The 25699-nt window shown below is 42.9% G+C and carries 24 protein-coding genes; 9 read left to right on the forward strand and 15 right to left on the reverse strand.

Features of this window, described 5'->3' with window-relative positions; all coding sequences use genetic code 11:
- Window positions 1-3 precede the first annotated feature (3 nt).
- From B5Y40_RS18760 to B5Y40_RS18775, 3 genes are all read right to left on the reverse strand, one after another.
- Complete coding sequence (locus B5Y40_RS18760) at window positions 4-1272, reverse strand: serine hydrolase domain-containing protein (RefSeq protein ID WP_079688319.1); 1269 nt, start codon at window positions 1270-1272, stop codon at window positions 4-6.
- A 34-nt stretch (window positions 1273-1306) separates the two neighbouring features.
- Window positions 1307-1876, reverse strand: coding sequence for an NUMOD4 domain-containing protein (locus B5Y40_RS18765; protein ID WP_079688320.1), 570 nt, complete (start codon window positions 1874-1876; stop codon window positions 1307-1309).
- Between the two features lie 767 nt (window positions 1877-2643).
- A complete protein-coding gene (locus B5Y40_RS18775) occupies window positions 2644-3009 on the reverse strand; it encodes a DUF2116 family Zn-ribbon domain-containing protein (protein ID WP_143785818.1) in 366 nt (121 codons plus the stop codon).
- A 151-nt stretch (window positions 3010-3160) separates the two neighbouring features.
- On the opposite strand from B5Y40_RS18775, the gene B5Y40_RS18780 reads away from it, so the two are divergent.
- Complete coding sequence (locus tag B5Y40_RS18780) at window positions 3161-3496, forward strand: single-stranded DNA-binding protein (protein ID WP_079688322.1); 336 nt, start codon at window positions 3161-3163, stop codon at window positions 3494-3496.
- A 109-nt stretch (window positions 3497-3605) separates the two neighbouring features.
- Here the strand turns inward: B5Y40_RS18780 and B5Y40_RS18785 are convergent, their stop codons facing one another.
- The 3 genes from B5Y40_RS18785 to B5Y40_RS18795 form a co-directional block, all read right to left on the reverse strand.
- Window positions 3606-4679 carry a hypothetical protein gene (locus B5Y40_RS18785; RefSeq protein WP_079688323.1) on the reverse strand — a complete coding sequence of 358 codons (1074 nt, stop codon included), beginning with the start codon at window positions 4677-4679 and terminating at the stop codon, window positions 3606-3608.
- Between the two features lie 97 nt (window positions 4680-4776).
- Window positions 4777-5430 (reverse strand): hypothetical protein, encoded by a 654-nt coding sequence (locus B5Y40_RS18790; RefSeq protein WP_079688324.1) that lies wholly within the window; start codon window positions 5428-5430, stop codon window positions 4777-4779.
- Window positions 5420-5959, reverse strand: a complete 540-nt coding sequence (locus B5Y40_RS18795) for an RNA polymerase sigma factor (RefSeq protein ID WP_079688325.1) — start codon at window positions 5957-5959, stop codon at window positions 5420-5422. The genes B5Y40_RS18790 and B5Y40_RS18795 overlap by 11 nt, the downstream gene beginning before the upstream one ends.
- Before the next feature lie 189 nt (window positions 5960-6148).
- Here B5Y40_RS18795 and B5Y40_RS18800 point away from each other — a divergent pair, with 189 nt between their 5' ends.
- From B5Y40_RS18800 to B5Y40_RS18835, 8 genes are all read left to right on the forward strand, one after another.
- Window positions 6149-8149 (forward strand): BatA domain-containing protein, encoded by a 2001-nt coding sequence (locus B5Y40_RS18800; RefSeq protein ID WP_079688326.1) that lies wholly within the window; start codon window positions 6149-6151, stop codon window positions 8147-8149.
- 140 nt (window positions 8150-8289) lie between these two features.
- Window positions 8290-9549: a dihydroorotase gene (locus B5Y40_RS18805; protein ID WP_079688327.1), complete on the forward strand. Its 1260-nt coding sequence runs from the start codon at window positions 8290-8292 to the stop codon at window positions 9547-9549.
- Window positions 9550-9573: 24 nt separating this feature from the next.
- Entirely contained in the window at window positions 9574-10101 is a 528-nt protein-coding gene (locus B5Y40_RS18810; protein ID WP_079688328.1) for a DUF4199 domain-containing protein, read from the forward strand.
- A gap of 7 nt (window positions 10102-10108) precedes the next feature.
- Entirely contained in the window at window positions 10109-10624 is a 516-nt protein-coding gene (locus B5Y40_RS18815) for a DUF4199 domain-containing protein (RefSeq protein ID WP_079688329.1), read from the forward strand.
- A gap of 3 nt (window positions 10625-10627) precedes the next feature.
- Window positions 10628-11614 carry a glycosyltransferase family 2 protein gene (locus tag B5Y40_RS18820; RefSeq protein ID WP_079688330.1) on the forward strand — a complete coding sequence of 329 codons (987 nt, stop codon included), beginning with the start codon at window positions 10628-10630 and terminating at the stop codon, window positions 11612-11614.
- Window positions 11615-12577, forward strand: coding sequence for a glycosyltransferase family 2 protein (locus B5Y40_RS18825; protein WP_079688331.1), 963 nt, complete (start codon window positions 11615-11617; stop codon window positions 12575-12577).
- A gap of 98 nt (window positions 12578-12675) precedes the next feature.
- Entirely contained in the window at window positions 12676-13911 is a 1236-nt protein-coding gene (locus B5Y40_RS18830; protein WP_079688332.1) for an OmpA family protein, read from the forward strand.
- 134 nt (window positions 13912-14045) lie between these two features.
- Window positions 14046-14822 (forward strand): hypothetical protein, encoded by a 777-nt coding sequence (locus B5Y40_RS18835; protein ID WP_079688333.1) that lies wholly within the window; start codon window positions 14046-14048, stop codon window positions 14820-14822.
- 96 nt (window positions 14823-14918) lie between these two features.
- Here B5Y40_RS18835 and B5Y40_RS18840 read toward each other — a convergent pair whose 3' ends face one another.
- From B5Y40_RS18840 to B5Y40_RS29400, 9 genes are all read right to left on the reverse strand, one after another.
- Complete coding sequence (locus B5Y40_RS18840; RefSeq protein ID WP_079688334.1) at window positions 14919-15200, reverse strand: GNAT family N-acetyltransferase; 282 nt, start codon at window positions 15198-15200, stop codon at window positions 14919-14921.
- Window positions 15201-15203: 3 nt separating this feature from the next.
- Window positions 15204-16361, reverse strand: coding sequence for an MFS transporter (locus B5Y40_RS18845; protein WP_079688335.1), 1158 nt, complete (start codon window positions 16359-16361; stop codon window positions 15204-15206).
- 92 nt (window positions 16362-16453) lie between these two features.
- Window positions 16454-18853: a hypothetical protein gene (locus B5Y40_RS18850; protein ID WP_143785819.1), complete on the reverse strand. Its 2400-nt coding sequence runs from the start codon at window positions 18851-18853 to the stop codon at window positions 16454-16456.
- A gap of 11 nt (window positions 18854-18864) precedes the next feature.
- A complete protein-coding gene (locus B5Y40_RS18855; RefSeq protein WP_079688337.1) occupies window positions 18865-20010 on the reverse strand; it encodes a DUF4249 domain-containing protein in 1146 nt (381 codons plus the stop codon).
- A 5-nt stretch (window positions 20011-20015) separates the two neighbouring features.
- Window positions 20016-22772, reverse strand: coding sequence for a TonB-dependent receptor (locus tag B5Y40_RS18860; protein ID WP_079688338.1), 2757 nt, complete (start codon window positions 22770-22772; stop codon window positions 20016-20018).
- Window positions 22769-23494, reverse strand: a complete 726-nt coding sequence (locus B5Y40_RS18865) for a hypothetical protein (RefSeq protein WP_079688339.1) — start codon at window positions 23492-23494, stop codon at window positions 22769-22771. The genes B5Y40_RS18860 and B5Y40_RS18865 overlap by 4 nt, the downstream gene beginning before the upstream one ends.
- Window positions 23495-23736: 242 nt before the next feature.
- Window positions 23737-24963 carry an RNA polymerase sigma factor gene (locus tag B5Y40_RS18870; RefSeq protein WP_079688340.1) on the reverse strand — a complete coding sequence of 409 codons (1227 nt, stop codon included), beginning with the start codon at window positions 24961-24963 and terminating at the stop codon, window positions 23737-23739.
- Between the two features lie 43 nt (window positions 24964-25006).
- Entirely contained in the window at window positions 25007-25360 is a 354-nt protein-coding gene (locus B5Y40_RS18875; RefSeq protein WP_079688341.1) for a YciI family protein, read from the reverse strand.
- A 94-nt stretch (window positions 25361-25454) separates the two neighbouring features.
- Window positions 25455-25652 (reverse strand): hypothetical protein, encoded by a 198-nt coding sequence (locus B5Y40_RS29400; RefSeq protein ID WP_143785820.1) that lies wholly within the window; start codon window positions 25650-25652, stop codon window positions 25455-25457.
- Between the last annotated feature and the right edge of the window lie 47 nt (window positions 25653-25699).

Below are 25699 nucleotides of genomic sequence, written 5' to 3' on the forward strand. Positions count from 1 at the left end.
AGTTTAGTCAGCGAAACTCTGGTACGTGAGTGTCTTGAATTTGTCACCGATGCTCCAATAGGGAGTCTGGTATAGATTGGTAAAGATCAGGCCGATCAGTTTTTCTTTCGGATCAGCCCAGTAATGCGTATTAAAGGCTCCGCCCCACGAAAACGTTCCGAGTGATAAAACAGATTGGTAATCATTTTCGATGGTCTCCAATCCAAAGCCCAAACCTACGTGTGTTCCCGGAACATGCTGATCGGTTAACATCAACTCGATTGTCTTACGACTCAAAAGCTTTACGCCATTGTATTGTCCATTGTTTAGGAACAGTTGCAGGAACTTCGCATAATCCTCTACGGTAGAAGAGAGACCTGCTCCACCCGAGAAATATGTACCTGCAGTTTTCGGATAATCCGGGTTAACATTGTCGTACGCCTTCGTTTCCGGTTTTACAATCTTGCCATCTTTTCCTCCAGCATACAGCGTTACCAGGCGGCTATACTTTTCCTTTGGTAAGTAGAAGTAAGTGTCCTTCATCCCCAATGGATCGAAAATACGTTTTCGTAAGAATTCATCGAAAGACATACCTGACCAGATTTCAACCAGGTAGCCCAGCACATCGTTATTCAATCCGTATGTCCATTGTTCACCAGGGTTGTGTTTCAATGGAAGTTTGCCCAGTATTTTTATTCGGTCAGCCAACACCATATCGTTGTTGCCTATACCGCTGGGAACTCCGGCCTTTGCATATATAGCTTTAAACTCCGTGCTCCCAATGGCAGCGTAATCTATACCGGAAGAATGAGTAAAGAGATGCCGGACAGTAACTTCACCTTTCGCAGGTTCGGAAGCATAGCTGCTGTCTTTCGGGTTGAATGTCTTCAATACCGTAGCATTCTTGAATTCAGGTATATATTTCGAGATCGGGTCATCGAGCAGAAATTTACCTTCCTCCCAAAGCATCATGGCTGCCAGGCTGGTAATCGCTTTGGTCTGTGATGCTATTCTGAAAATGTCGTCTTTCTTCAGAGCTGCTTTGGATTCAACATCGCTATATCCGTATGCTTTGTGATACGCAATTTTTCCATTGCGTACGATCAACACGACAGCACCGGGTATCCATTTGTTGGTGATGTGTTCATTCACCATTTTATCAATTCGAAGAAGCCGGTCTGCGGAGAGACCGGCTTCTTCAGGCTTGGCAACGGGTGTAAGAAGTTTAGGTTGAGAAACGGCAATAACAGAAACAAAACAAAGAAGTGCTATTGCAAAAGAAACATTGCGCATGGTTGTAGTTATAAATTTAAAAATTTGATCGTGGCTATACTTTGACGTGTGCCCAGTTCTCTCCGATTTTAATCCGGTGGATCTGCATGTCAGAAACTCTGAAACGCTTGGCCAGCGCTTTTAATGTTGGTTGCTTCTTCGATTTGAAAAGTGCAACCTTTATTTGTTTTACTTTATCGACTGTTAGTTTAGGACCTTCATCGGGGTTTAAGCGTTGCAATACATTAGGATCTTTTTTTGCATGCTCAATCTGTGTATCATGCGTAACCCACTTCAGATTGGTTGCCTTGTTGTTTTCTTTTTTATGATCGACATGAATTACAAAGGCTGTTTTGGTACTGGTTGGTTTATTGAAGTATTCAGCGACAAGCCTGTGTATATAATAATTTTGACGAGTGTCCTCGCGACCAATGGTTATACTAGGATACCCTTGCGTCAATCGCGGTTTCAGAATATACCCATCTTCGATGGCGGCTTTGAAGCTGACAATGCGACCCTTGTCTGATACAGCATAGCGCTTGGTAGAAGTTCCCTTCTTCAGTTTTAGTTCCTTCCAGTCTTCGCCAGGAAGGACTTTCAATTTGGTTTTGTTTGTTGTAGCCATAAGTTAAGTGGTAAAGGTTCAGATTAGGTTTCAGGCTTGTAGAACCTTACGGATACTCAAGCCTGTATAGGGAGTATGTACAGGATGCGTTTCAATATAAAACATATCCCTTGTGCGTATAAGGTGCCGCTGATGACTGCCTGTGTCGACCGCATGAAGTATATACCGCCGGTATAACGTAATCACGGTTGACTGCAGTCCCTTGAGGGAAAGAATTATATTATATATAGTATGTATATAGTAACGGGTATTTATAGTACGGATGAACTCTGCAAGTACAGTATAATGGTCAACGATATATAAACTTCGTGCACCTCGCGATAAAACGTTACCTGCGCGGACTTTACTACAAGAGTTTTTCGTGTTAAACTTTTGAAGCATTGTTAAAATACGTCTAGGTTTTCATGGCCTGGCACTAAGGGGTAACAGCGGGCATTAGTGGCTATACAGACGATGAATGTTATTAAAGTAAAGATTATTTTTTGTAAGGGTCAAGGCTTTCGCCAAAAAGGTGGCAGTTTTTTCTTGATAGACATGGGCTTTTGATGCTATAACATCTAAAGAAGAGTCGTTGCGATTGTACCGCATCTCCGTTAAGGCCTGTAAACATTGCACTACGGCCGGTATAGATAAAGATCGCGGTTCCTGTTATACCCTAAGTATACCGGATCTACGTAACCTACACAGATGGGGGATTATGCCTGATCTTGACTCCCGCAAAAGTATACCCTATACTATACTTCTGTCTTCTGCGGCAGCGTCAAGTCTTAGTAATCCTTTTTTACCACCAGCAAAAAGTAATCTTTTTCAATCGGCAGGTAGCCATGTTCATAGCAATAGAAATATTGGGCACCATCCCGGGTCTTATAAATACTGGTGAAGAGATTGAAATCAAACCCTTTGGCATTAAGCTTTTCGCGGCTAACCCTGCTTTTTCCGTCTGGGTTCAGGTCAATCAGTATCCTTCTGTTTCTGCGCAGTATATTATTGACATTGCGCATATAGTTGGTATCATCACTATTGAGCTTGTTGTTATAGGCACTGCGACATTGATCGGAGCAAAATTTTTTGTCAATCCTGCCTTTAATAGGTGTCCCACACTCGATGCAAACCTTTTTAATTATTTCTGACATATAACGTTCCGTTTACAAACGGCTACAAATGGAAGTAAGCGTTTTCTATACAACTATAACTTTTTTGTTCCTGCACCTTTGCATCGTCAATACAACGGCAGGGGTAGACAAATAATTACGCTTAAAATGTAAACAATAAATAGATACATATATGTCAAACTTAAGAAACAGTGTACAACTTATCGGTCGTTTAGGTAAAGATCCTGAAATCAAAGTCTTTGATAGCGGCAAGAAGCTCGCAACGTTTACCATTGCTACGAACAGCGCATACCGAAATAATAAAGGAGATAAGGTAGAGGAAGTGCAATGGCATAACCTCGTAATGTGGGATAAACTTGCAGATATAGCTGCCCAATATTTAAAGAAAGGAAGTGAAGTAGCGATCGAAGGTAAGCTGGTGCATCGCTCGTATGAAACTTCCGAGGGAGAGAAACGCTATACTACCGAAATAAATGTAAATGATATTGTGATGTTGGGAGGTAAGTAAAACAGGTTGAAGTTAACCACCACACCCCGTTAGCCCGTAACCGTTAGCCATAACGTTGTTCTTTGTTTAGGCTTGAGCCTGGCTTCAATGGAGCCAGGCTTTTTAGTTTTTAGAACGCATAATTAAGTTTGAGACCAAACTGGAATTTTTTGAAATCATTGGTCAGGTAAAACTCCGGGACTATATTTAATCGCGTGCTGCCTAAATCTGATACGATAAAAAGCTTTGCGGTTTTGCCTTGAAAGAAATTTTCAGTTTCGTGTACAAGTATAGCGGCCCCAATACCGCCCCACATTTCGCGATCGCCTTTTGTGTTGAAATTTTTTCGATACGATACGCCCAAAAAAGAACTGATCGAATTGTTATAGCCGCCTTCAGGCTTTTTATCCAGTAGAAACATACTTGAATAGGTAAATTCTATTTTGCGGTTCCTCCGGTTGAACCGATCACTAAAGCTCAGGCCAATGGCTCCGGTTAGTTCCGGATAAAGCTTATCTCTCAATACACCAACCGCTGCACTGCCGGTTGCATAAATTAAATCATGCGGCTCAGTATGCAGAATGTTGCTATAGCTTATCGCATTATTTTGAATGATAATTCGGGCTTTGAAACTTTTTCTCCCGATATACCAATTTTTGGACGCATCGCGAATGCTGGAAACTATTTGAATGAAATTCTTTGAAGATAATTCCTGAAGCTTGCTGCGCTCTGGAACATATAGATATACTTTGGCTATATCCGTATTTAAATAGATTTCTATACCGGGCGGGAGAAGTTGAACGATCTCTTTCTCCTTTACAAGAAGCTTGGTCTGTGACTTTTTCTCTTCAATGGTGATCTCCTTCTGATTGTCCTTCCGGTAGGTGGCATTCACAACTATAGATGCGTTGGTACTTAAAGTTGTGGGTAAACTTTTTTCAAGATAAGTGTTTAGCTCCAGAAGCGTTGCTGGGAAATTTTCTATGAATGCGTTGTTGGCCTGAAAGTTCTTCAGCTCAAAGACTACTAACGCTTCCTGCTCTGGAAATTCAACACGGATAGAATCCGGAAAGTAATGTATACCGTTGCGCGTGTCGCGGTATATATTCTGATGTCGGTCCGTACCTTGGCTATAATTTAGTGTTTGGCCTTGCAAGCCATAGAAAGAAACTATAAAGAAGATTGCAACAATGGAGTGTTTCATGAGTTTGTAATAAGGTTTAATGTCAGAAATAATTTAAAATGGCAAGCCCTGTCTCAATGCATTGAGAGCTTTTGATTATATATAGTTTATTGTTTACTTAATTGATTCGCGCAATGATGAGTTTACTTTCACCGTTAGCGTTATCCGGAAACTTTTCTTTTTCTGAATTGAAAAACCTGAATTTGGATTTCTTCTCTTTGCGCGTTGCGACTACCGGTTGCTCTTGCTGTGGAATTATACCGATAATTACTTTTACCCGCGGGCTTCCGTTTTCCGTAGCAACCGGAGCGTTCACATCATATACTATAAAATCCACTGATGCGACCGCGGGCACTTCTGTAAAGTATATACTCGCAGAATCCTGATTTTTAACAGGTGAAGCATCTGGCAATTTCGATTCAACCGACTTGTAATTTTTAGAAGTGTTGATCTTGGCAGGAGCGATCGGCTCCATTTTTAAATGTGACACAACAGGTTTCTCATCTATACTCTGCACAGCAGGTTTACTGGTTTCTTTGGTCAATGCTTTTTCCTGTGAAGCTGCCGAGATAGTATAGCCCAAATAAATATATTTCACCGCCAGCAACGCCACAACCAGTGATGCTGCGATAGAGAAGTATATCGGCTTTCTGGAACGGGTTTTTGTTTTCATCCCCATCCGCTCCCATACTTTTTCTTTTTGCCAACGCGTTGGACGCATCTCTGCTGCGTATACCTTGCGTTGGATAGTTTTTTGAATGTCAGGTTCCATAATGATAGCCCTCTTGTATAAGCATTTTCTTTAGCATGGTCTTCGCCTTGAACAACTGCGATCGTGATGTGTTCTCACTGATCTGCAGCATGCCGGCAATCTCTGCGTGATTAAATCCCTCTATAACAGAGAGGTTAAAAACGGTTCGGTATCCCGTGGGGAGCTGCGTAATGAAATAGTATATATCCTCTGCTTCCTGCTCGCTGAAAGCGTTGAGCTCAGGTTCAGGCAACGATGCCTCCAGGCTTTCTGTGAGGTTGAAGTTATGACTTCGCCGAAGCCACATCAACGATTCGTTCACCACGATCCTGCGCATCCAACCTTCCGTACAGCCTTCTCCCTGGTAAATAAAATTTCCGATGCCGTTAAATATTTTTGTAAAGGCAGTCATCAGGACATCCTCTGCTTCTTCACTTTTTATGTAGCGATACGCGAGCCGGTATAAACGATCTGCATACAACGCGTAGAGTTGCTCCTGCGCTCTGCGGTCGTTTTGCTTACATCGTTTTACCAGGTCTGCCTCTTTCAAGGGTTTAGGGTTTTATCGTTTTATAGATAGAAATGCCATCTTCGCAGCGTTCGTTGCCTGGCCATTGATTTTATTTTAAGATGTCGATCGAGCAGGCAAAAGTTTTATCAGTCGGAAGGAAGCGGCCGTTGGTCAAATTATAGGCACTTCGATGAATGGATAACCGTTTAACTATTAACTTTATCGCCGATGAATTTTTTATATCCTTCTTTTTTGTGGGCGCTGGGAGTGCTGGCGATTCCGGTTATCATCCATCTTTTTAATTTTCGAAGAACTGTAAAGGTTTACTTTTCCAATAACCGTTTTCTTAAACAGGTAAAGGAAGCAACAACAGCAAAACGGAGGTTGAAACATTATCTCATCCTGGCATCCCGATTATTGTTCCTGTTCTTCCTGGTGATTACATTTTGCCAGCCCATTATTCCAGCCAAGAACCAACTCACAAATAATCATACGATCGTTCTTTATCTCGACAACTCTCAAAGTATGTCCGCACAAATGGAGGATAAAGTTCGGGGCCTCGATGCTGGTGTTACGTTCGTTCGAAATATCGTTTCTCTGTTTCCTCCCGACACACGGTATAAACTCATTACCAACGATTTTGCTCCCTTCTCAAATTCTTTCAAGACAAAATCAGAAGTGCTTGATCTCCTTACGCAAGTCCGGTTGTCGCCAGTAAGTCGCACCATGCAGGAAGTACTCGATCGCGTTCGTCACCAAGGCCATGCACAACAGCAGCAAGAAGTTTTCTGGATCTCGGATCTTCAAAAGTCTACGCTGGGTATAATTCCTAAAGCGCTTGACTCTTCTGCTCAATGGCGATTGGTTCCCATACGCTTTGCATCGCTCGCGAATATATTTGTTGACACAGTGTATCTGGAAAATCCATTTGCTGCTTCGGGAGAAAAAAATGTACTGCGCGTTAAAGTACGCAACGATGGCAAACGCGATGTCGATCAGTTAAATCTCAAGCTCACCATTAACAATATACAGTCTGGTGCCGGTACAATTGATGTACCACAAGGTGGCGTTGCCGAGACTACATTTGATTTGGCCACAGGTCTTTCAGGGTTGAATGAAGCACGCATCAGCTTCAATGATTTTCCGGTGAGCTTCGATAATGAGTTTTTCTTCGCGTTAAATTTTACCGACAAGATAAAGGTCGTTGAGATTAAAAAAGATAATATACCAACACCGGTTGAAAAAGTATATGGCAACAAGCAGGTGTTCACATACCAGGGATTTGCCGTCAGCAATTTTAACTATAATGAATTGGCACAAGCTGATCTCGTAGTAGTCAACGGACTGAATACTGTCGATCCTTCTTTAACAAATGCCTTGCTCGACTATATTAACAAAGGCGGCACGTTGCTCCTCGCTCCGGGCACACAGCCCGATGTAAATAATCTAAAAAATCTCGCACAGGTCCCCGGTTTAAATTCAGTACCGAAAGCTGAACCTCTTGAGCTTGATCGTCCTGATTTTTCAAATCCATTTTTTGAAAATGTATTCGAAGAAAAATCCACTTCACTGGCCATGCCCAAGGCCGCACGATTGCTTGATTTAGGGGGCGATCGTTCGGCTATTCTTAAATTTAAAAACGACCAGGCATTCTTGTCCTTGTTTAATCGCGGTGGCAAACTGTATATACTGGCCACGGCATTGGAGAGCGACTTTACTGATTTCCACCAGCATGCGTTATTCGTGCCCGTGATGTACCGCATCGCTGCCAGCGCCCGCAGAAGTGAAACCAAGCCCTATTATACCCTTCGTGAAAATTTAATAACGCTTCGCCTCGATAGTGTAAACGATGATGTACCCTTGAAGCTCGTAGGCAAGGAAGAAGTAATTCCCGGCCAGCGTAAAGTTGCTGATCGTGTATTTATAGATGTACCCAAGTTTTCGGTTGAGCAGGGATTTTATGATGTAGTGTCACAAGGCGATACCGTTGATCTGATCGCCTTCAACCTGAACAAAGAAGAGTCACTGATGGAACAATATACCGGAGAAGAAGTAAAGGCAATGGCAGGCGGAGGAGAGAATATTAGCATTTTTACGGCAACATCATCCGGAGCGTTTAGCAACGAAATCAAGGAACGATACCTGGGCACGCCCCTGTGGAAATACGCGTTGCTGCTGGCGCTGCTCTTTATACTGGCAGAAATTCTGCTGATCCGGTTTATGAAGTAAGTATATTTGTTGAGCAAAAAGACTACGATTAATACTTTCGTTCGGCCAATACTTACTAAACTTGCAGCATAGATTTTTGGGCTCTCCGGAAAAGCTTTTTGAAAGGGAATCCTGGGCCTGACGGGTGAAAAATAACACGCATGAAAATTCTTATACAAAACGCTGAAATACACGATCCGAATTCTCCCTTCCATCAAAAAGAAAAAAATGTATTAGTCAACAACGGGCGCATTGCAGAAATAGGCGATAAGAATTATTCAGCAGATAAAATTATTAAAGCGGATGGCATGAAGTTGTCCATCGGCTGGTTCGATCTCGGTACGTACGTTGGCGACCCGGGGCTTGAACACAAAGAAGACATCGATTCAGTTTCAAGAGCTGCAGCAGCTGGAGGGTTTACAGAAATTGCTGTGCTCCCCAATACATCTCCATCGGTTCAAACAAAAAATGAAGTAAGTTATATCACGCGTAATAACGATACGCGCCTGGTTGAAATACATGCTATGGCATCTGTAACCAGGAACAACAAAGGTGAAGAGCTTACCGAAATGATAGACCTGCATGAGGCCGGAGCAATTGCGTTTACCGATGGACTCAAGCCTATATGGCATACGGATATTTTACTGAAGGCTCTTCAATATCTTCAGAAGTTCAATGGTCTGCTGATTGATCACCCCGAAGATGTATGGCTTAACATGTTTGGCCAGATGCACGAAGGCGTTAACAGCACCATGCTCGGTTTGAAAGGTATGCCGCGTATAGCGGAAGATATCATGGTTGGTAAGAACCTTGAACTACTCGGGTATGCAGGAGGTCGCTTGCACATGGCGCGCTTGTCGTCCGGCAAAGCAATTGATTTGATTCGTACAGCAAAAAAGAAATTAAATGTAACTTGTGATATAGCAGCTTATCAGCCTCTGCTCGATGACAGCTACCTCTCAGACTTCGATACAAATTATAAAGTAAACCCTCCGCTACGCGAGAAGGTTGATAACGATGCGCTCATCAAGGCATTGAAAGACGGCACTATAGATGTGATCTGCTCCGGTCACTTGCCACATGAAGATGAAAGCAAAGAACTTGAATTTGACCTCGCTGATTTTGGTATCATTAACCTTCAGACCTTCGGAGCGAACCTGGTTTCGCTTTCGCGATCAGTAGAGTGGAGCACGTTGGTGGAGAAAGTTACTATAAATCCGCGCAAGCTTTTAAATCTCGAGATTCCAAAGATCGAAGTAGAAGCGAAAGCATCGCTTACACTCTTCGATCCAGCGCGGACATGGACGTTGGATGAAAAATCGAACCTTTCCAAATCGAAGAACTCGCCCTGGTATGGTAAAGAAGTAACCGGAAAAGTGGTTGCCGTATTCAACAACAACAAACATCGCATAGAAGATTGATCCGGCTAACCGGGAAGTATATACATGAATCGTTCACCCTTATTAAAAATATCCGTACGGTACGGACTTGTTGCCGGAGTACTCACCTTTATACTGCTGGTGGCGCTATACTATATCGGCCGTCACCCGCTGATGATTGCGCCGTATCTTGACTTCAGAATCTTGCTATACGGGATTTTTATATTCTTCAGCTTGAAAGAAATCCGCGATTACTATCAGAACGGTGAGCTATACTTCTGGCAAGGCATGATAGGCGGAGGCATTGTGGTGTTGTTAGCCGACAGTATATCTTCTGTCGGTTTAACGGCTTTCGGAAGTTTTGAAAAGGATTTTATAGCTTCTTATGTGAAGTTGATGTCGCAGTATCTCAACACATTTTCGAAGGAAGATATTGAGCGGATCGGAAAAGAAGTTTTTGAGCGTAATTTGAATCAGTTACCTACGACTAACATCTCGGTTTTGGCAATGACCTACTTTGTGCAGGGACTTGCCATCGGCTTTTTTGTTAGTATAATCCTTTCGGTAATTGTAAGAAGACAACCTAAAAACTAAAAAAACTATGGAAGAAAACGTTACACCCGTATCAACACGCTCAGCAGGTATGAAATTCGGTTTGATCTCCGGCCTTGTCGGGATCGCTCTATTCCTCGTATCTGCTATCACCGGTATGAATCCTTTTCAAGGAGTATTAAACTGGATCGGAATCGCTATATCCATTGCTTTTCTGTTCCTGGCCCAAAAGAGTTTTAAAGATAATGGAGATGGTTTTATGTCGTATGGCCAGGGCGTTGGAATAGGCTTTTGGTTTACATTGATTTCAACCATCCTCACCATTGCTGTTATGTATGTATATGTAACCTTTATCGATGGCGCTCCAATGGAACTCTTTTACGAAGAGCAAGCTTCCAAAATGGAAGGTCAGGGACAATCAGAAGAAGCTATCGAAATGGCGTTGGAATGGACGCGTAAGTTATTCTGGATCTTCGCTGTACTGGGAAGTATTTTCTGGGGAATGATAATCGCATTAATTTTGACCATCTTTACACAGAAAAAACATCCAGAACCGACATTTTAAGCCATGATACATCCGGAGATTTCCGTAATCATTCCGGCAAAAGACGAAGAGGAGTCAATCCCCGAACTATGCCAGTGGATAAGCCGTGTGATGCAAGCACACGGCTTATCATATGAAGTAATTTTTATTGATGATGGAAGCTCCGACACCACGTGGGAACAGATTCTGAGAGTAAACGAAGCAGACGAGCGCTTCAAAGGCATCCGCTTTAACCGTAACTTCGGAAAGTCGGCTGCCCTCCAAACAGGTTTTCGCGCAGCCAAAGGCAAGGTAATTATTACCATGGATGCCGATATGCAGGATAGCCCGGATGAGATACCGGAACTTTACCGCATGGTGACGCAAGATCGTTATCACCTGGTATCTGGCTGGAAGAAAAAACGCCACGATCCGCTCTCGAAAACTATTCCTTCTAAATTTTTTAATTACGTTACCCGTAAGCTCTCCGGCATTCCGCTGCACGATTTTAATTGTGGATTGAAAGCATACCAGTCAAATGTTGTAAAGAACATTACCGTATACGGAGAGATGCACCGTTATATACCGGTGATTGCCAAATGGGCAGGCTTTACTAAAATAACTGAAAAAGTAGTAGAGCACCGCGAGCGTAAATTCGGAACCACCAAGTTTGGGCTTGAGCGTTTCATCAACGGTTTCCTGGATTTACTTTCCATTACTTTTGTGAGCCGCTTCCGGCAGAAACCAATGCACTTCTTTGGATCACTCGGAACGTTTTCTTTTCTGATAGGTTTCGCCTTTACTATCAAGGTCATCTGGGATAAAATGGATGCGCTATATTTCTCGAAGATTCCAATCAAACGTGATATAACAGCACAGCCATTATTCTTTCTGGCGTTGGTCGCTATTATTATAGGTGTACAACTTTTTGTTACCGGCTTTCTCGCGGAAATGATTTCAATGCAGTCATTCTCCAAACGCGATTACCTTGTAATTGAAAAAGTAGGACTGGAAACACCGGAGAAAGTATAGATGCATCCTCCGAAGTATTCCATTGTTATACCGGTATATAACCGGCCGCAGGAAGTAGACGAACTACTAGAGAGTTTAACACACCAAACGGTGAAGAACTTCGAAGTACTCATCATCGAAGATGGTTCATCCACACGGTGTGAAGAAGTGGTAGATCGCTATCGCGATACATTAACGATTCAATATCATTTCAAGCCCAACACCGGGCCAGGCCCAACGCGCAACTTCGGTTATGCGCATGCACGCGGAAGTTACCTTGTGGTGTTTGATTCAGATTGTATTATACCACCAACGTATTTCGAAGCGGTAGATAAATCGCTTGATGAAAATCAGTGGGACGCCTGGGGAGGACCGGATCGCGCCCATCAAAATTTTACGCTCGTGCAACGCGCGATGGGATATACCATGGCTTCTGTTTTAACAACGGGAGGTATACGTGGAGGTAAAAAACATGTAGGATGGTTTCAGCCGCGTAGCTTTAACATGGGTATATCGCGCAAGGTATATGAAGCTACACAAGGATTTAAATTCGATCGCTTCGCTGAAGATATAGAGTTCAGCATTCGCATGAAGAAGGCTGGGTTTAAAGTAGGGTTGATTCAGGAAGCATTCGTTTATCATAAGCGCAGAACAAATTTTTCGCAGTTCTATAATCAGGTGTTTAATTTCGGCAGAGGCAGAGCACTGGTAGGAAAAGTACATCCGGAAGAAATCAAGATCACACATTGGTTCCCTTCGTTTTTTGTTATCGGTACGTGTCTCTTGTTACTGTTGCCCTTTATCGACATCACATTATTTGCTATAGGTTTTGGAGGATGGCTATTTTACCTGGCCGCTATTTTTCTCCACTCACTGTTTGAAAATAAAAATCTGGTAGTGGCCCTGTTGTCGGTTCCTTCAGCACTGCTTCAGCTAAGCGGTTATGGAATGGGTTTTCTAAAAGAACGTTTTGCAGGCAAATAATTAAAAATCTCAGCGAATAAATACCGGTGATCATTCGATAGGAAGGAAAATTGCGTTTTTTTAAATAATATTGTTTAAATTCCTATTCCTACCCTTACATGAAGAAAATTGCCGGATACTTCCTTTTATTAATCGCGCTCACGTCTTTAAGCTTCAACTCATTTTCACAATCAAAAGAGTTAGTGCCTGGTTATTATGTAGTAGTTAGTGCGTATGCATCATCGCGTGAAAATTTAGCGAAGCAGTATGTAGAGGATCTTAAGCAGAGCGGCATCGCGGCAGAGTATGGATTTGATTCCGGAAGAAAACTGTACTTCGTATACCTGAAATATTTTACATCCCTGAAAGAATCTTTAAAGCATATGTCGGCTACCCGTAAACGCGGTAAGTTTACAGATGCATGGGTGCGTGTTATACCGGGATATATAGCAGCATTGCAAACCACACCGCCACCTCCTGAGGTAAAGACAAGCACAACACCACAAGGAAAAAATGAAGAGAAAAACCAAACTGCCACTCCTGCAAAAACAGAAGATATAGCAGCGAAGGAAGCACCGGTAGATAGCGCAGCGGAAGAGGTAACGGAAAATCCTCCGATCGTGCAGCATGAGGTAATGACTCTTGGAAATACAGAAGTCTTTTTGAGTTTATACAACGCCAGAAACAATCGTATTGTAGAAGGTGATGTTCAGGTGATAGATACTGAGCGCTCACGTGTCATGACGCGCGTGAAGGGAAATGAATACCTGGTATTGCCCGATCCTAAAAGTAAAACCGGCCAGCTTACGCTGATCTGCGAAGCCTTTGGATATAGAAAAGTACAACAGGAAATAAACTACCCGTTACCATTAGCAGATACAATAAAGCCACACATTGATCTGATGGGAACTACCATCGTGATAAACTTCGATCTTGTCCGTTACCACAAGGGAGATATAGCAACACTATATAATGTTTACTTTTACAACGATGCGGCGATCATGCGACCCGAGTCATCGTTTGAGTTGAACAGCTTGTTGCAACTGATGCTTGAAAATCCGAACTATAGAATTCGCCTGCACGGCCATACAAATGGAAGTTATCATGGTAAAGTAATTACCATGGGACCTGACAAGAATTTCTTCTCATTGGATGGCTCGAAGCAAGGAAGTGGTTCTGCAAAAGATCTTTCCTACAACCGCGCTTCCGTTATTAAAGACTATTTGATCTCGAAAGGTATTGCTGCCGACAGAATGGAATTAAAAGCATGGGGAGGTAAACGTCCTCTATATGATAAACGGAGTCCGAATGCACAGAAAAATGTTCGTGTAGAAGTGGAGATCCTGGAAGAGTAAACGTTGGATTCGTGGAGCCCAGATAAAAGCCCTGTAAAGGGCTTTTATTTTTTTTACGATTTGTTAATTGATGATCTGTGTTAATTTTATACTATAAATAATAATCTCGTACTGTTTTGTTTCAGACCCTGCACATGAAGAAAGTGTTACGAAGTTTCTTTCTCATTATCAATTACAAAACGCTCATCATAACAGCGCTGTCGGTTATCTCTACCTATATATGTTATCGCGCGGGACTCACAGCGAAATTTCCGGATATGCTGGTAGGCGTTGCTATTGTCTTCCCTGTCGTGTTTTCTATTGGCTCCGCCTATAACAGGAGGGAGACTGCGTTGCAACGTTTCTCTGATTTTAAAGGACATGCTCTCGCTATATATTATGCTACGCGCGATTGGACTACTGATAAACAAAACGATCTTCCGGCACGCACACGGGTTTTGATTGAATCCATGATGGGATTGATGCGGATGATGTTCATCGCCAAGAATCAACACGACATCATTGCCAACGAACGGAAAGTATTCCAGTATTTTTCAAAGCTCTCCGCAATGACGATGGAATTACGTGCCTATGGTGTTCAAAGTGGAGAGATCTCACGGATAAATCAGTATATCAGTAAAATGATTATAGCATTCGATAACCTGAAGATTATTCACACATATCGTACGCCCATCACGTTGCGTGCCTATAGCAAAGTGTTCATCTATATCTTTCCGATTATATACGGACCGTACTTTGCCAGTACCTTTCATGATTTTTCAGCGCACCTGGAATATGTAATGCCGGTACTCTATAGTTTTATACTGGTAAGCCTGGATAACATTCAGGATCATCTGGAACATCCGTTCGATGAAATCGGTGAAGATGATATTCGCATTGATGAGAAGGAACTCATTGTGCACATGGATTAAGCATCGTTATACTGTAAATATTTTGGATGTATACATGTATACATCCAAAATATATCCTTTGTTACTTAATATATACTGATTGAATTGTATAGATGCCTAACTAAGAACGTCCTGAAATTCCTTCACTTTTTCAAATACACTTTTTGCAAACGGACATAACGGAAGGATCTTGATGTTGTTCTTCCGCGCATAGTCTACTGCTGCACTGACTAATTGTTTACCTGCACCCTTTCCGCGAAGCGCATCCGATACATCGGTATGATCGATGATGATCATTGAGTCTCCTGCTTTACTGAATGTCATCTCCGCGAGGCGTGATCCATTCTCGGCTATATAAAACGCTCCTTTACTGGCCGACTCTTCAAATTGTATCTGCATGATTTATGAATTTTGTTTATAGCGAAATGCCAGGATGGTCATGATGGCAAACAGAACAGCAACGCCTGCCAAAGCAATGCGAAGTGTCTGCCAGTCGGCAATAAAGCCAATCACCGGAGGGCCAATCAGAAAACCGCTGTACCCTACCGTTGTGACCATCGCTAATCCAACACCTGGTGGAAGATCTTTGGTGTGTCCTGAAATACTATAGGCAATGGGCACAATGGTAGAGAGGCCCAGACCTACGAGAAAGAACCCTGCTATACCTGCGAAAGGAGTAGCAATGATTAATGCGGCCAGTAACCCTACCGTTGCAATGGCACCACCGCCCATGATCATCTTCTGATCACCGGCACTGGCGCGTAGTTTGTCTCCGAGGAGTCGGCCGATGGTCATAGCCGTAGCAAATGCCGACAGCGCTATAGGAGCGAGGGACTTGCCTGACAACGCTACATTCTCCATGAAGTTTACACTCCATTCAGACATAGCACCTTCACCCAGCATACAACAAAAAGTAATAATGCCAATGCTGATCAGTGTACGATTCGGCAAGCGGAACAACGGCCCTTCATGTTTCAGGGAAGGATCAGGCTTATCATAAATAAGATTGCGGCTTGCCCAGATTACTCCTATGAGTGAAAAGAATACGATGATACCAAAGTGCTGAATCAACTCGACGCTTAGTTTTGAAAAGAGCGCACCACACCATGCACCGATTGCCATGCCAATGCTAAAGAAAGCATGGAAGGAAGTCATGATCGGTTTGCCATACTGCTTTTCAATCATTACCGCTTGCGCATTCATGGCTACATCGAGCATGCCTGTGAAAACTCCCATTGCTATATATAACACAATCAACACGGGTATATATGACATATAGGGGATGAGCGGAACAAGAATGCAATACATCAGTAACGAGACAAGCGTAATTCTCCTGCTTCCGTTTTTAATGATGGCCCATCCCGTAAAGGGCATTGCACAAACTGCACCTAGCGACAGGCCAAGCAGCACAAGTCCAATCGTGCCATTATCGGCTCCATATAGTTCCTGAATGCGGGGAAGTCGCGACACCCAGTTGGCCAGGATAAAACCATTGATAAAGAACGAGATCTTTACCGCGACACGGTTGCGGAACAAAGTTGGTGAAACAAGTGCTTTCAAATTGGTGAACGAATCGTACGAAGATCATTCGTAGGAACGATTAAACAAAAATATAGCACCAAAAATATTCGTAGAACAAATTTGTCTGTGCCCTAGTTGTTATGCGTATTTACCGTGAAACTATGGCTGCCACTTCCTACTGCGCCATCTTGCGTCATGCCTTCCACAATGATTTGAAAATTACCAGCCTGATCGGACGTATAGAATTCAAGCTGTTGCTTGCCATCAGTTGTGGTTGTTACCGACGGATTCCAGTATAACAACGTACGCTGATCGGGCATCCGGCTCTGGCGTTGTGGTTGTGTTTCATAGCGTGGTGAATAAAATTCCCGTTGCAACTGCAGACCTTCGTAATTTAGTTTTACACTTTTTGGATTGAGTTGGAATCCGGCAAGATCGCCAGTATATGTAGTATAGCTCACAATTCCAGGAAAGCTGAGCGGGCCCAGGTAATACCGTCTTCTTACCACTTCCAGCTTTTTAACTTTCAGTGGATCGAACGCCATAATCTCATCTTCATCAAATATAGGTACACCATCCAGCATTACCAGCGGGGTATCCTCAAATATAGCGCGATGCACATCGTCCAATACTAAAAAGTGAAATCCGTCTTTTCGTTTACGTACCATCACCCCCGGTACATATTCACGCATTACCTCTTCCATCACCTGGAAGCGAGTAAAGGCATCCAGCATATACTTTTCATCCGGTGGTCCGTAAAAAGCTGTGCTATCGGTTTCGCGGTTGCTGAATTTTTCAAGCTGATCGCGATAGTATACATCCTGCACTTGAAGCGCCACACTTCGTTCGAGTAATTCTTTACCACGTTCGGGGGCCAGTTTAAATGGAGATATAGTACGTGAAGAAAATGTATCGGAAAAAGGCGAGAAGATCTCAATGCGTTGTGTACTGTCGCGCTTTACGTTGGTTTGCAGGATGATGTTTGTAGAACCTGCAAATTTTTGCATCTCGTAAAATACTTCACCCTTATCATTACTTCGTGATCCGTATAGTCTTGTGATTTTACCGGGGGCAGCGAGGTATGTGAGAATCTGGTTTGCTGGTGATCCGTCAGCATTTCGCACGATACCTTTTACAATGTGCCCGCGATACTCCGGGAGGAAATTAACAGCGGTATATTTGCTGGCAATAACATCGTTCCATTGAAATCTTCGCCAGCCGTGTGTTAACATCAGGTTATCTATAGCTTCTTTTACAGAGATGTCATTGCTTAAATAATATTCCGGTGACTCAATGGTGCCTTTCAGATCGGAAGTGATCCAGAAATAATCTTCTATACCTTCTGTATTGGTGTTAAAAAGAGAATCGATTTTATATACCGATACCGACAGATCCGAGACTTTCGCTTCAGTGTTCAGCAATGTTTGCAGATCAACGCGTACACGTCTGCGGGTACTGTATTGTGATTGATCAGCTTTAACCGCGATCGACAATGTAGTGGCAGGTTTTTTGAAATATAGTCTTTCACTTACAGGTTTCAGATTGGCATCGAAGATTGTAATATGATTAATGCCTTCCGGTAGATCATTTTTGTTGATCGAGAAAATTGTTGTGCCTTGGTTTGAGTTTTTACCTTCGGCATAGCCGATGATCTGGCGCGCGTGAACAAAGGTATAGATTAGGGATGATGCTTCATCCGTTATAGCATTCACCTCTACGCGAAGTATTTGGTCGGTAGAATCAGTAACATGAAGTGCATAGCCCTTCGGTGATACCGGTGCTATTTTGAAGATCGATTGTTTACCGGACGCTTCACGAATCACAACACGGTATACCTGATCTGCCTGTGGTATAAATGTAACGTTACCAATACCAAACGCAAGCGGCTTAAAGGAGACAAGGGTATCATTTTGTTGATTGATAATCGAGCCTTTGAAATCAATTCCTTTCCCAGAGGAGTTGATTACCCGGAAGCCTACTTTATTTTTAAAACCACTTAGTAGTGTTCCGCCTTCCGGAAAGAACTGCGCATCGAGGGATGATGCAACTGCTTTTGTCTCGGGCTCTGCTTTTTTAAAGGCATTGATGATGCCGACCGGTTTATGAAAGTAATAATCTGCGCTGAAGTTTTTCATCCAGCTGGTATAGGCACGTATAGTATAGTTACCTGAATTTAATGTAGCCGGCAGAAAAATTGACCCGTTCCCTTTTGCATCCACCAACCCGACTTTGGTTTGTAATACTACTTGAGTTGTGCGGTCGAGTATTTCAATATAGGCTACATCGCTCATGGCTGAGGCCCGGTGAAAACTTCCATCCGTAAGATATACTTTGAACCACATCGTCTCCCCGGTAAGATATCCCGAGCGATCGGTGTGGAGGTATATTTTTTCCTGAAGACCATTTTTGCGAAAGCGATCGAATCGCTGCCGGAGACTGTCCAGCGGAAGCTGCTGTGCAGAAATAAATTCAGAGGATAAGCACAGGAGTAACCCTGTCAATGTCAACCTATATATAGTATTTCGAAGCATAGGATTTTTAGTTATTCCCAGAAATCAGGTTTCGTAAGCGAGCCACCTTGTGTCCGGCAATCGGCACAGGATTTAGAAGTATAGATGAACCCGATGGTGAAAGGACCCTGCGTTGCAGTTCCCAGCAGTTCGTTGAAGCTGCTGTTGTACTGGGGAAGATCTGCCATCAGCACGGTATCTTGTGTACAGTTCCCTACAGTGAGATAAGCTTTTAGATCGTTAGGGAGATCCATGAATTTGATGAAGAGTCTCTTCTCCACCACAGTACCGCCACTAAAATAGCCGAGCACAGGCTCGTCAGAGTCTGCCGTGTTGTGAATGTTACCCGCCACTTTACCCGGTTGAGGATCAAAAAGTCCGCCCAGGCTCTCCGTTGTTTTTTGCAGTTGCTCCCAGTAGTCATACGCTTCACGTGTAAGCGCACGTTGTTTCAGGAGCATGCTATACTTAATGAAAAGCTTTTGTGAACCTTTGGCAATAGTGATGAGTGGAAATTTGCTGATCAGGTCTTCCGCCAATCGATCGGATGAACCAATGATAATTTTTTGGGATGATGTGGTTCGCCAGCATCGGTATATATATTCATCATACGGACGTATATCCACGGTGTCATCCACAAAGATTAATCCCGATTGATATACGGCAGTATATTCCCACGTTTCATCATAGCTCCACTGATAGTAACGTGAGTTTCCGGTGTCATCATGCGTGGTTACAACAATCCGGGTGCCTGCATCCGTAGGAATCCAGGTTAACTCATCGATCGCAGGTGTTTGCTTTAACTCTATATAGTCAGAGATATATTCCTCGCCATCGAGTGTGCGAATTTTCAATCTATACTTGCCGGTTATATCAATGGGAATGCCAGCGCCTGTATAATTTCCTGCATTGTCTCCCGAGAGGGAAGTGCTGTTACCACGGTCATCTTCTACGCTCACGGCAGCGCCTGTTTCGGGTGGAGGCGTTGTTGTGGCCGACAATGCTATAGCACGTGAGAGTTTTACGGTGGCCGTTCCATCGCTACTGTTTACAAAACCATCAACCACCAGGTAATTTACATCCGATTCTATAACCGGTGGCGCATAAGGTTCAACACATCCGGTTACGAGTATGATATATACCGGGATCAGGAATATATATGGATACAGTGCTTTCATGATCCTTAGAATTTGAAATTATAAGTAATGGTAGGAATAGGGCGGGCGAAGATTGACATTTTGTAGCCATTGATCTTGCCCTTCTCGGAAACGAAATATACTGAGTATGCATTTTCTCTTCCGAGGAGATTATAGACTGCGAAGGTCCACGAGCTATGCGCCAGCTTCCTGACCTTATGGTTACCCTCTACGTTGATTGATATATCCGTTCGGAAGTAGTCAGGAATCCGGAATGCATTTCGATCGGAATAGTATACCCGTAATGTTCCGCCTAAATCATACTTCGCTATTGGCAATGTAATAGGGCGGCCGGTACTGTAAACCATATTCAACGAGAAATTAAACCTGCGACTGAATTTATAGTTACCGATAAAGTTTACAGCGTGAGGTTTGTCGTAACTGCTGGGATAGTACGTGCCATTATTAATAGTTTCAGTGGATGTTGCTCCTGCTGTTTTAAGCATTGTGCGCGAATACGTATAACTAATCCAACCGTTTAATTTGCCCGTTGATTTCTTCACCATGAATTCTACTCCGTAGGCTTTACCTTGTGCATTTAGTATATCGGTTTCGATGTGGTGGTTAAGCAAGAGTGAAGCACCATCTTTAAAATCAGTGGCGTCCTGTATCTTTTTATAGTAGCCTTCCACGGAGGTCTCGATCATATTACCGCGCATGTTCTTATAGAAGCCCAGTGAGATCTGGTCACCGATCTGCGGACGTGTATAGGAGTCGCTTAACTTCCAGATATCCGTTGGTGCAATCACCGTTGTGTTGGACAACATCTGTATATATTGACGCATCCGGTTATAGCTGAACTTCAGCGATGCATTGTCCGATAACAAGTAGCGTACAGAAAAACGCGGCTCAGCGCCATGATACGTTGCAATGGGACCGGATCCATATTGTACTGTATCTTGTATAGTAGACTCCTGTCGTGGCACACCAGGTGCGTAACGGTATACTTCACGTGGGCCATAGCTTTGGTAGTAAGAATAACGCAGCCCTGCGTAGATTGATAGGGACGGAGTTATTTCAAAATTCTCCCCTATATATACTGCGCTCTCCAGTGCTTGTTCATCCTGCAAAACATCCGGGGTTACTATCGATTCACTTCCGTGGGGTTGATAATTACCGGGGGATAAACCGTAGCGCGTTACACCGGCACCGGCTGTTATAGTATGTTTGGCATTGGGAAAATAATTCAAGTCTGCTTTCGCGTTCCATTGCTTGATGGCGAAATCCATTTTAAAGGCATTCACCGGGTTCGAGTTGCTGGTTACAGAATATTCATACCGGCTATACGTTCCTGTTAATACTCCATATAGCTTGGGATTGAAAATGTGTTTCCATTTCAAGGACGCGTTACGGTCGCTATAAGTATAGGCTGTATCGGTGTTCAGCTTGAAACGGTCTCTGCTCATATAGCCTGAGATATACACATTGTTGTCATCATTTATTTTATGACTGATGCTGGCATTCAGATCGTAGAAAGATGCATCGCTGTTTTTAAGCTCTTTTGTTTTTACACGATCGAGAATCCAATCCGAGTATGTAGAGCGAACTCCTAACAGGAAGGAAGTTTTATCTTTTATGATCGGGCCTTCAAGACTAAATCTTCCGGTTATAGGACTGATCCCCCCGGAGCCTGAAATCTTTTTAAGATTCCCTTCGCGCGTGTGTACATCGAGTACAGAAGAAAGTCTTCCACCATATTCAGCATTGATGCCGCTTTTATAGAGCTCTACATTTTTAAGAACATCGGGGTTAAAGGTTGAGAAGAAGCCAAATAAATGCGAAGGGTTATATACCGTTGCGTCATTATAGAGGATCAGGTTTTGATTGGTGGCACCGCCACGAACATTCAACCCCACCGTGCCTTCACCTACAGTTTGTACTCCGGGGAGTGTAAGTACTACTTTCATGATATCCGTTTCACCTAACGCGAGCGGCATTTGCTTCATGGTTTTGATATCAAGCTTTTCCATTCCCATTTGCATGCCGGTTACCCGTGCATCGCGATCAGACTCTACTACAACTTCTTTCAACGGAGTAATATCTTCATCAATTTCAATGTCCAATCTTCCGTTGTTATAGAGCATGATTTGCCGATGTGTATTTTTCATGCCTATACTTTTTATCTTCAGAATGTGCTGCCCCTTCGGGAGCGTAAGCGAGTAGTGCCCAAACTGGTCAGTAGAGGCACCAATCATCGGGTTCTCGACAAATACAGAAGCTCCGATTACGGGCTCTCCTGATTTTGTATCGCGTATTGTACCTGCCAGTGTTGCTTTACCTTGCAGGTTATCACTCTTTGGCCCGATGTTATATAGTTTTTCTTCAGCCAGCTTTTTCTTTTTCTCCCGTTGCTCGAAGTCCGTATAGTCAAATGTAGCAGTAGGTCTTGCGGTGACATTTCCTTGTCCAAAGAAATCGAGCGGAAGCTCCGTGAGTATCTGCCGCTCGCGGGTAATGTAAATATTGTCCTGATATATATTATAGTGAAATTCCGTATCAGCAAAGATCTTACTTAATACACTGGCCACTTCTTCATTGGACACCGAGAGATTAACAACAAGGCTGTCTGTCCACGAAGGATTGAACGCGAGACGATAATTCGTCTGCTCTTCAATTGTAGTAACAACTTGTTGAAATGTAGCGGACGTAAATTCTGCGGTAATGCGCGTACTTCGCTGGCTGAATGCAGTGGCTGTCAGCAGGAATATAAAAATGAAAAGGAGAGACGGTAATTTTCTAGTCATGGGTTTGTCTGGCTACGGTCATAGAATTCAGCTAACCTGGTAATGTATTGTTCACGATTCTTACGAAACCGTATTTTACTTTTATTCATATACTGACTGACTTCCCGCTTCCGATCACCAAACACGTCCAATACAGATCCTTTACTCTTTACATGAAAATATATATTGTTTTTGTAGATATAGTATCGTGTTTTCTCTTCGAATGTGTGAATGATTTCCTGCGATGAGAGCGTTTCCTGCAACAGTTTGCTGTGCCGGGCATATACTTTTGTTTTTCCATCGTATAATAATTCATAGAAGCCGGGGGAAATAGTAGTATCGGGCTGATTAACGAATTTCTTGCCGGGCAATGTGAAGTATGTGATCTTGTCCTTGATCAGCTTCATAATACTGCTGCTATAGTATGTTTCAGTAAGCAGTTGGTCGGTGCTTATATCGTATAGCAGCGGTACGTTTTCGTACAAGTATCCATCATAGAATACAGTTCCGTACACCCAATCGTCAGTGGCAAAATAGGGGTGTTCATCTTGCAGTGAGCGATATTCAGCATAATCGCTTCCGTTGTAAAGCTGTCCTTGTCCCTGAATAGCGTTGGTGTAGAACTTAACGGCATGGCTAGTGGCCGCAGCCACAAAGGAAGTATCGCTTTTGAAGGGTTGAGACCATGCTGCCGTAGCTGCCAGCAGCAGCACAATAGACAAACAGAGTGCGAGGTTTTTCATCAATGGGGGTTTGATATTTACTAAAATATATTTTTAATAAATAAGTATCTACACCGTTTGAATAAAAAGTGTATTGCATTATTTTTTGGACAGTTCAAATTGCTCGTGTCAGAGCTGGATGTCTCCAGAGATGTCGATGATTTTAAGGATTATGTCCGGTGTATATAGGATAACGTCCTATTATTCAGCAAATCGTACGGAACGTTGAACTCGGAAGATATTATAGCGCTCCCTTTGGCGGGTCAGAGATCATCAATCTGTTTTTTAATCGTCAGCTTGTCAGTTTGGGTTTTCGCCAACGTATAGGCTGTCTCAAAATTGAGCCTGGCTTTTTTTGTATCGACATCTTTATAGAGTTCGCCAAGCAGCATGAAATAGAAATGGTTGTCTGTTAATTTTAACTTTTCAGCTTCAATGATCGCCTCTGCTTTGCCATTCGCTTTCGATAATGCAAATGTCCGGTTGAGGGCTGCAATAGGCGAGTACTCCAACTGCAGCAATTGATTATATAGTTGCAGTATACTTTCCCATTTTTCTTTTGTATCGGCTTTGATCGTATGCCAATAGGCTATGCTTGCTTCTATGTGATACTTGGACAGCGTATTGCCGTGAGACGCTTGCTTAAGATAATATACACCCTTCGCTATGAGTTCGTAATTCCATAAGCTTTCATCCTGATCCTGATATAAAATAATTTCTCCCTGTGTATTTTTCCGGGCAGCAAATCGTGAAGAATGAAAGCACATTAAAGCAAGTAAAGCATTTACTGACGGAAGGTTGGTTTGCTCGTTGCCAAGAAGTATATAGGTCAATCGCATGGCCTCCAGGCAAAGATCTTCCCGCAAAACGCTATCCTGGCTTTCGGAATAATAGCCTTCGTTAAAAAGTAAATATAGTGCTGTGAGTACGGTGTCTAACCGCTTTGGAATTTCATCTTTGGAGGGAAATTCGATTTGAATTCTTTCAGTACGTAATTTTTCTTTCGCCCGAAAGAGTCTTTTGTTGATAACCTCTTTGCTGGTTAAAAACGCATTGGCAATTTCATCGATACCAAAGCCACACAGAATACGAAGTGATAAACCTATTTGGGATTCAATGGGGATAGCCGGATGGCAGATTGCAAATAACATTTGCAATTGACTATCCGTAATGTTCTTTTCTGATAGGTCGATTTCTGTCTCTATACTTTCGGATGAAGTATCTTTTAACTGGTCGGCAATTTTCTCCGCGAAGATGTGATTGCGCGCGATGTGATTTTTGGCTTTATTTTTTGCAACGAGATATAGCCAGGCCGTTGGATTTTCCGGAATGCCTTTATAGGTCCACGTTTCCAATGCCAACACAAATGTATCGCTGGCCATATCTTCTGCCACCTCGAGGTGCTCAATACCAAAACGTTTACAGATCACAGCGGTGATCTTGCTGAACTCTGTTCTGAATAAGTGTGGTATTAATTCGGGCTGCTCCATAGAGAAAAAGCGTCTCTGTATTTACAGAGGCGCTATATAGTTCTTAGTGAACACCATCACCTTTTGCAATTCTCCTTACCTCAACACTATTACCTTCGCCTTGTAAAACAGGAGAACCCTTAGCAAATTCAACCGCTTCGTCAACGGAGTTTGCTTTCACAATAATATACCCGCCAATGGTTTCCTTGATTTCACCAAAGGGACCGTTGGTAACAACATTGTTCGGCCTTACAACCCGGGCATCATCAAATGGTAAACCATTGCCTCCGCTAAATTTGTTTTGGGCTGCAATGCCACCGATCCAGTCCATGGTTTGTTTCATCCAGGCCTGGATCTGTTCCGGTGAAGCCGTTTTTTTACCATCCTCGTGTCTGAAAATTAAAATGAACTCTTCCATTTTTTTGATATTTAGTTATTGAATGTTTTTGAAATACACCCTATAACAAATGAGATTTTGGAAATTGGACATCGTGAATCGAAAATGTTTTTTATTACCTTACCAGGTCCTCAATGACAGACCATTCTTGATAACTCATTCCACATTCCTTGATCGCTTCCTTTGCAAGGTCAAGTCCGGTTTGATCGATAGTAAAACTAATTTCGTAGATATTCTCTAACAGATTTTCAAGGCCAACCCCATGCTCGTTATACTCCACGAGTTCGCGCGTACTAAAAATAAATTCTCTCATTAGTTCTTTCTCCGTCTTTTGATACCCAATAATATCTCTGTCAGAGC

The organism is Ohtaekwangia koreensis (genome assembly GCF_900167975.1).
Taxonomy (GTDB): Bacteria; Bacteroidota; Bacteroidia; order Cytophagales; family Cyclobacteriaceae; genus Ohtaekwangia; species Ohtaekwangia koreensis.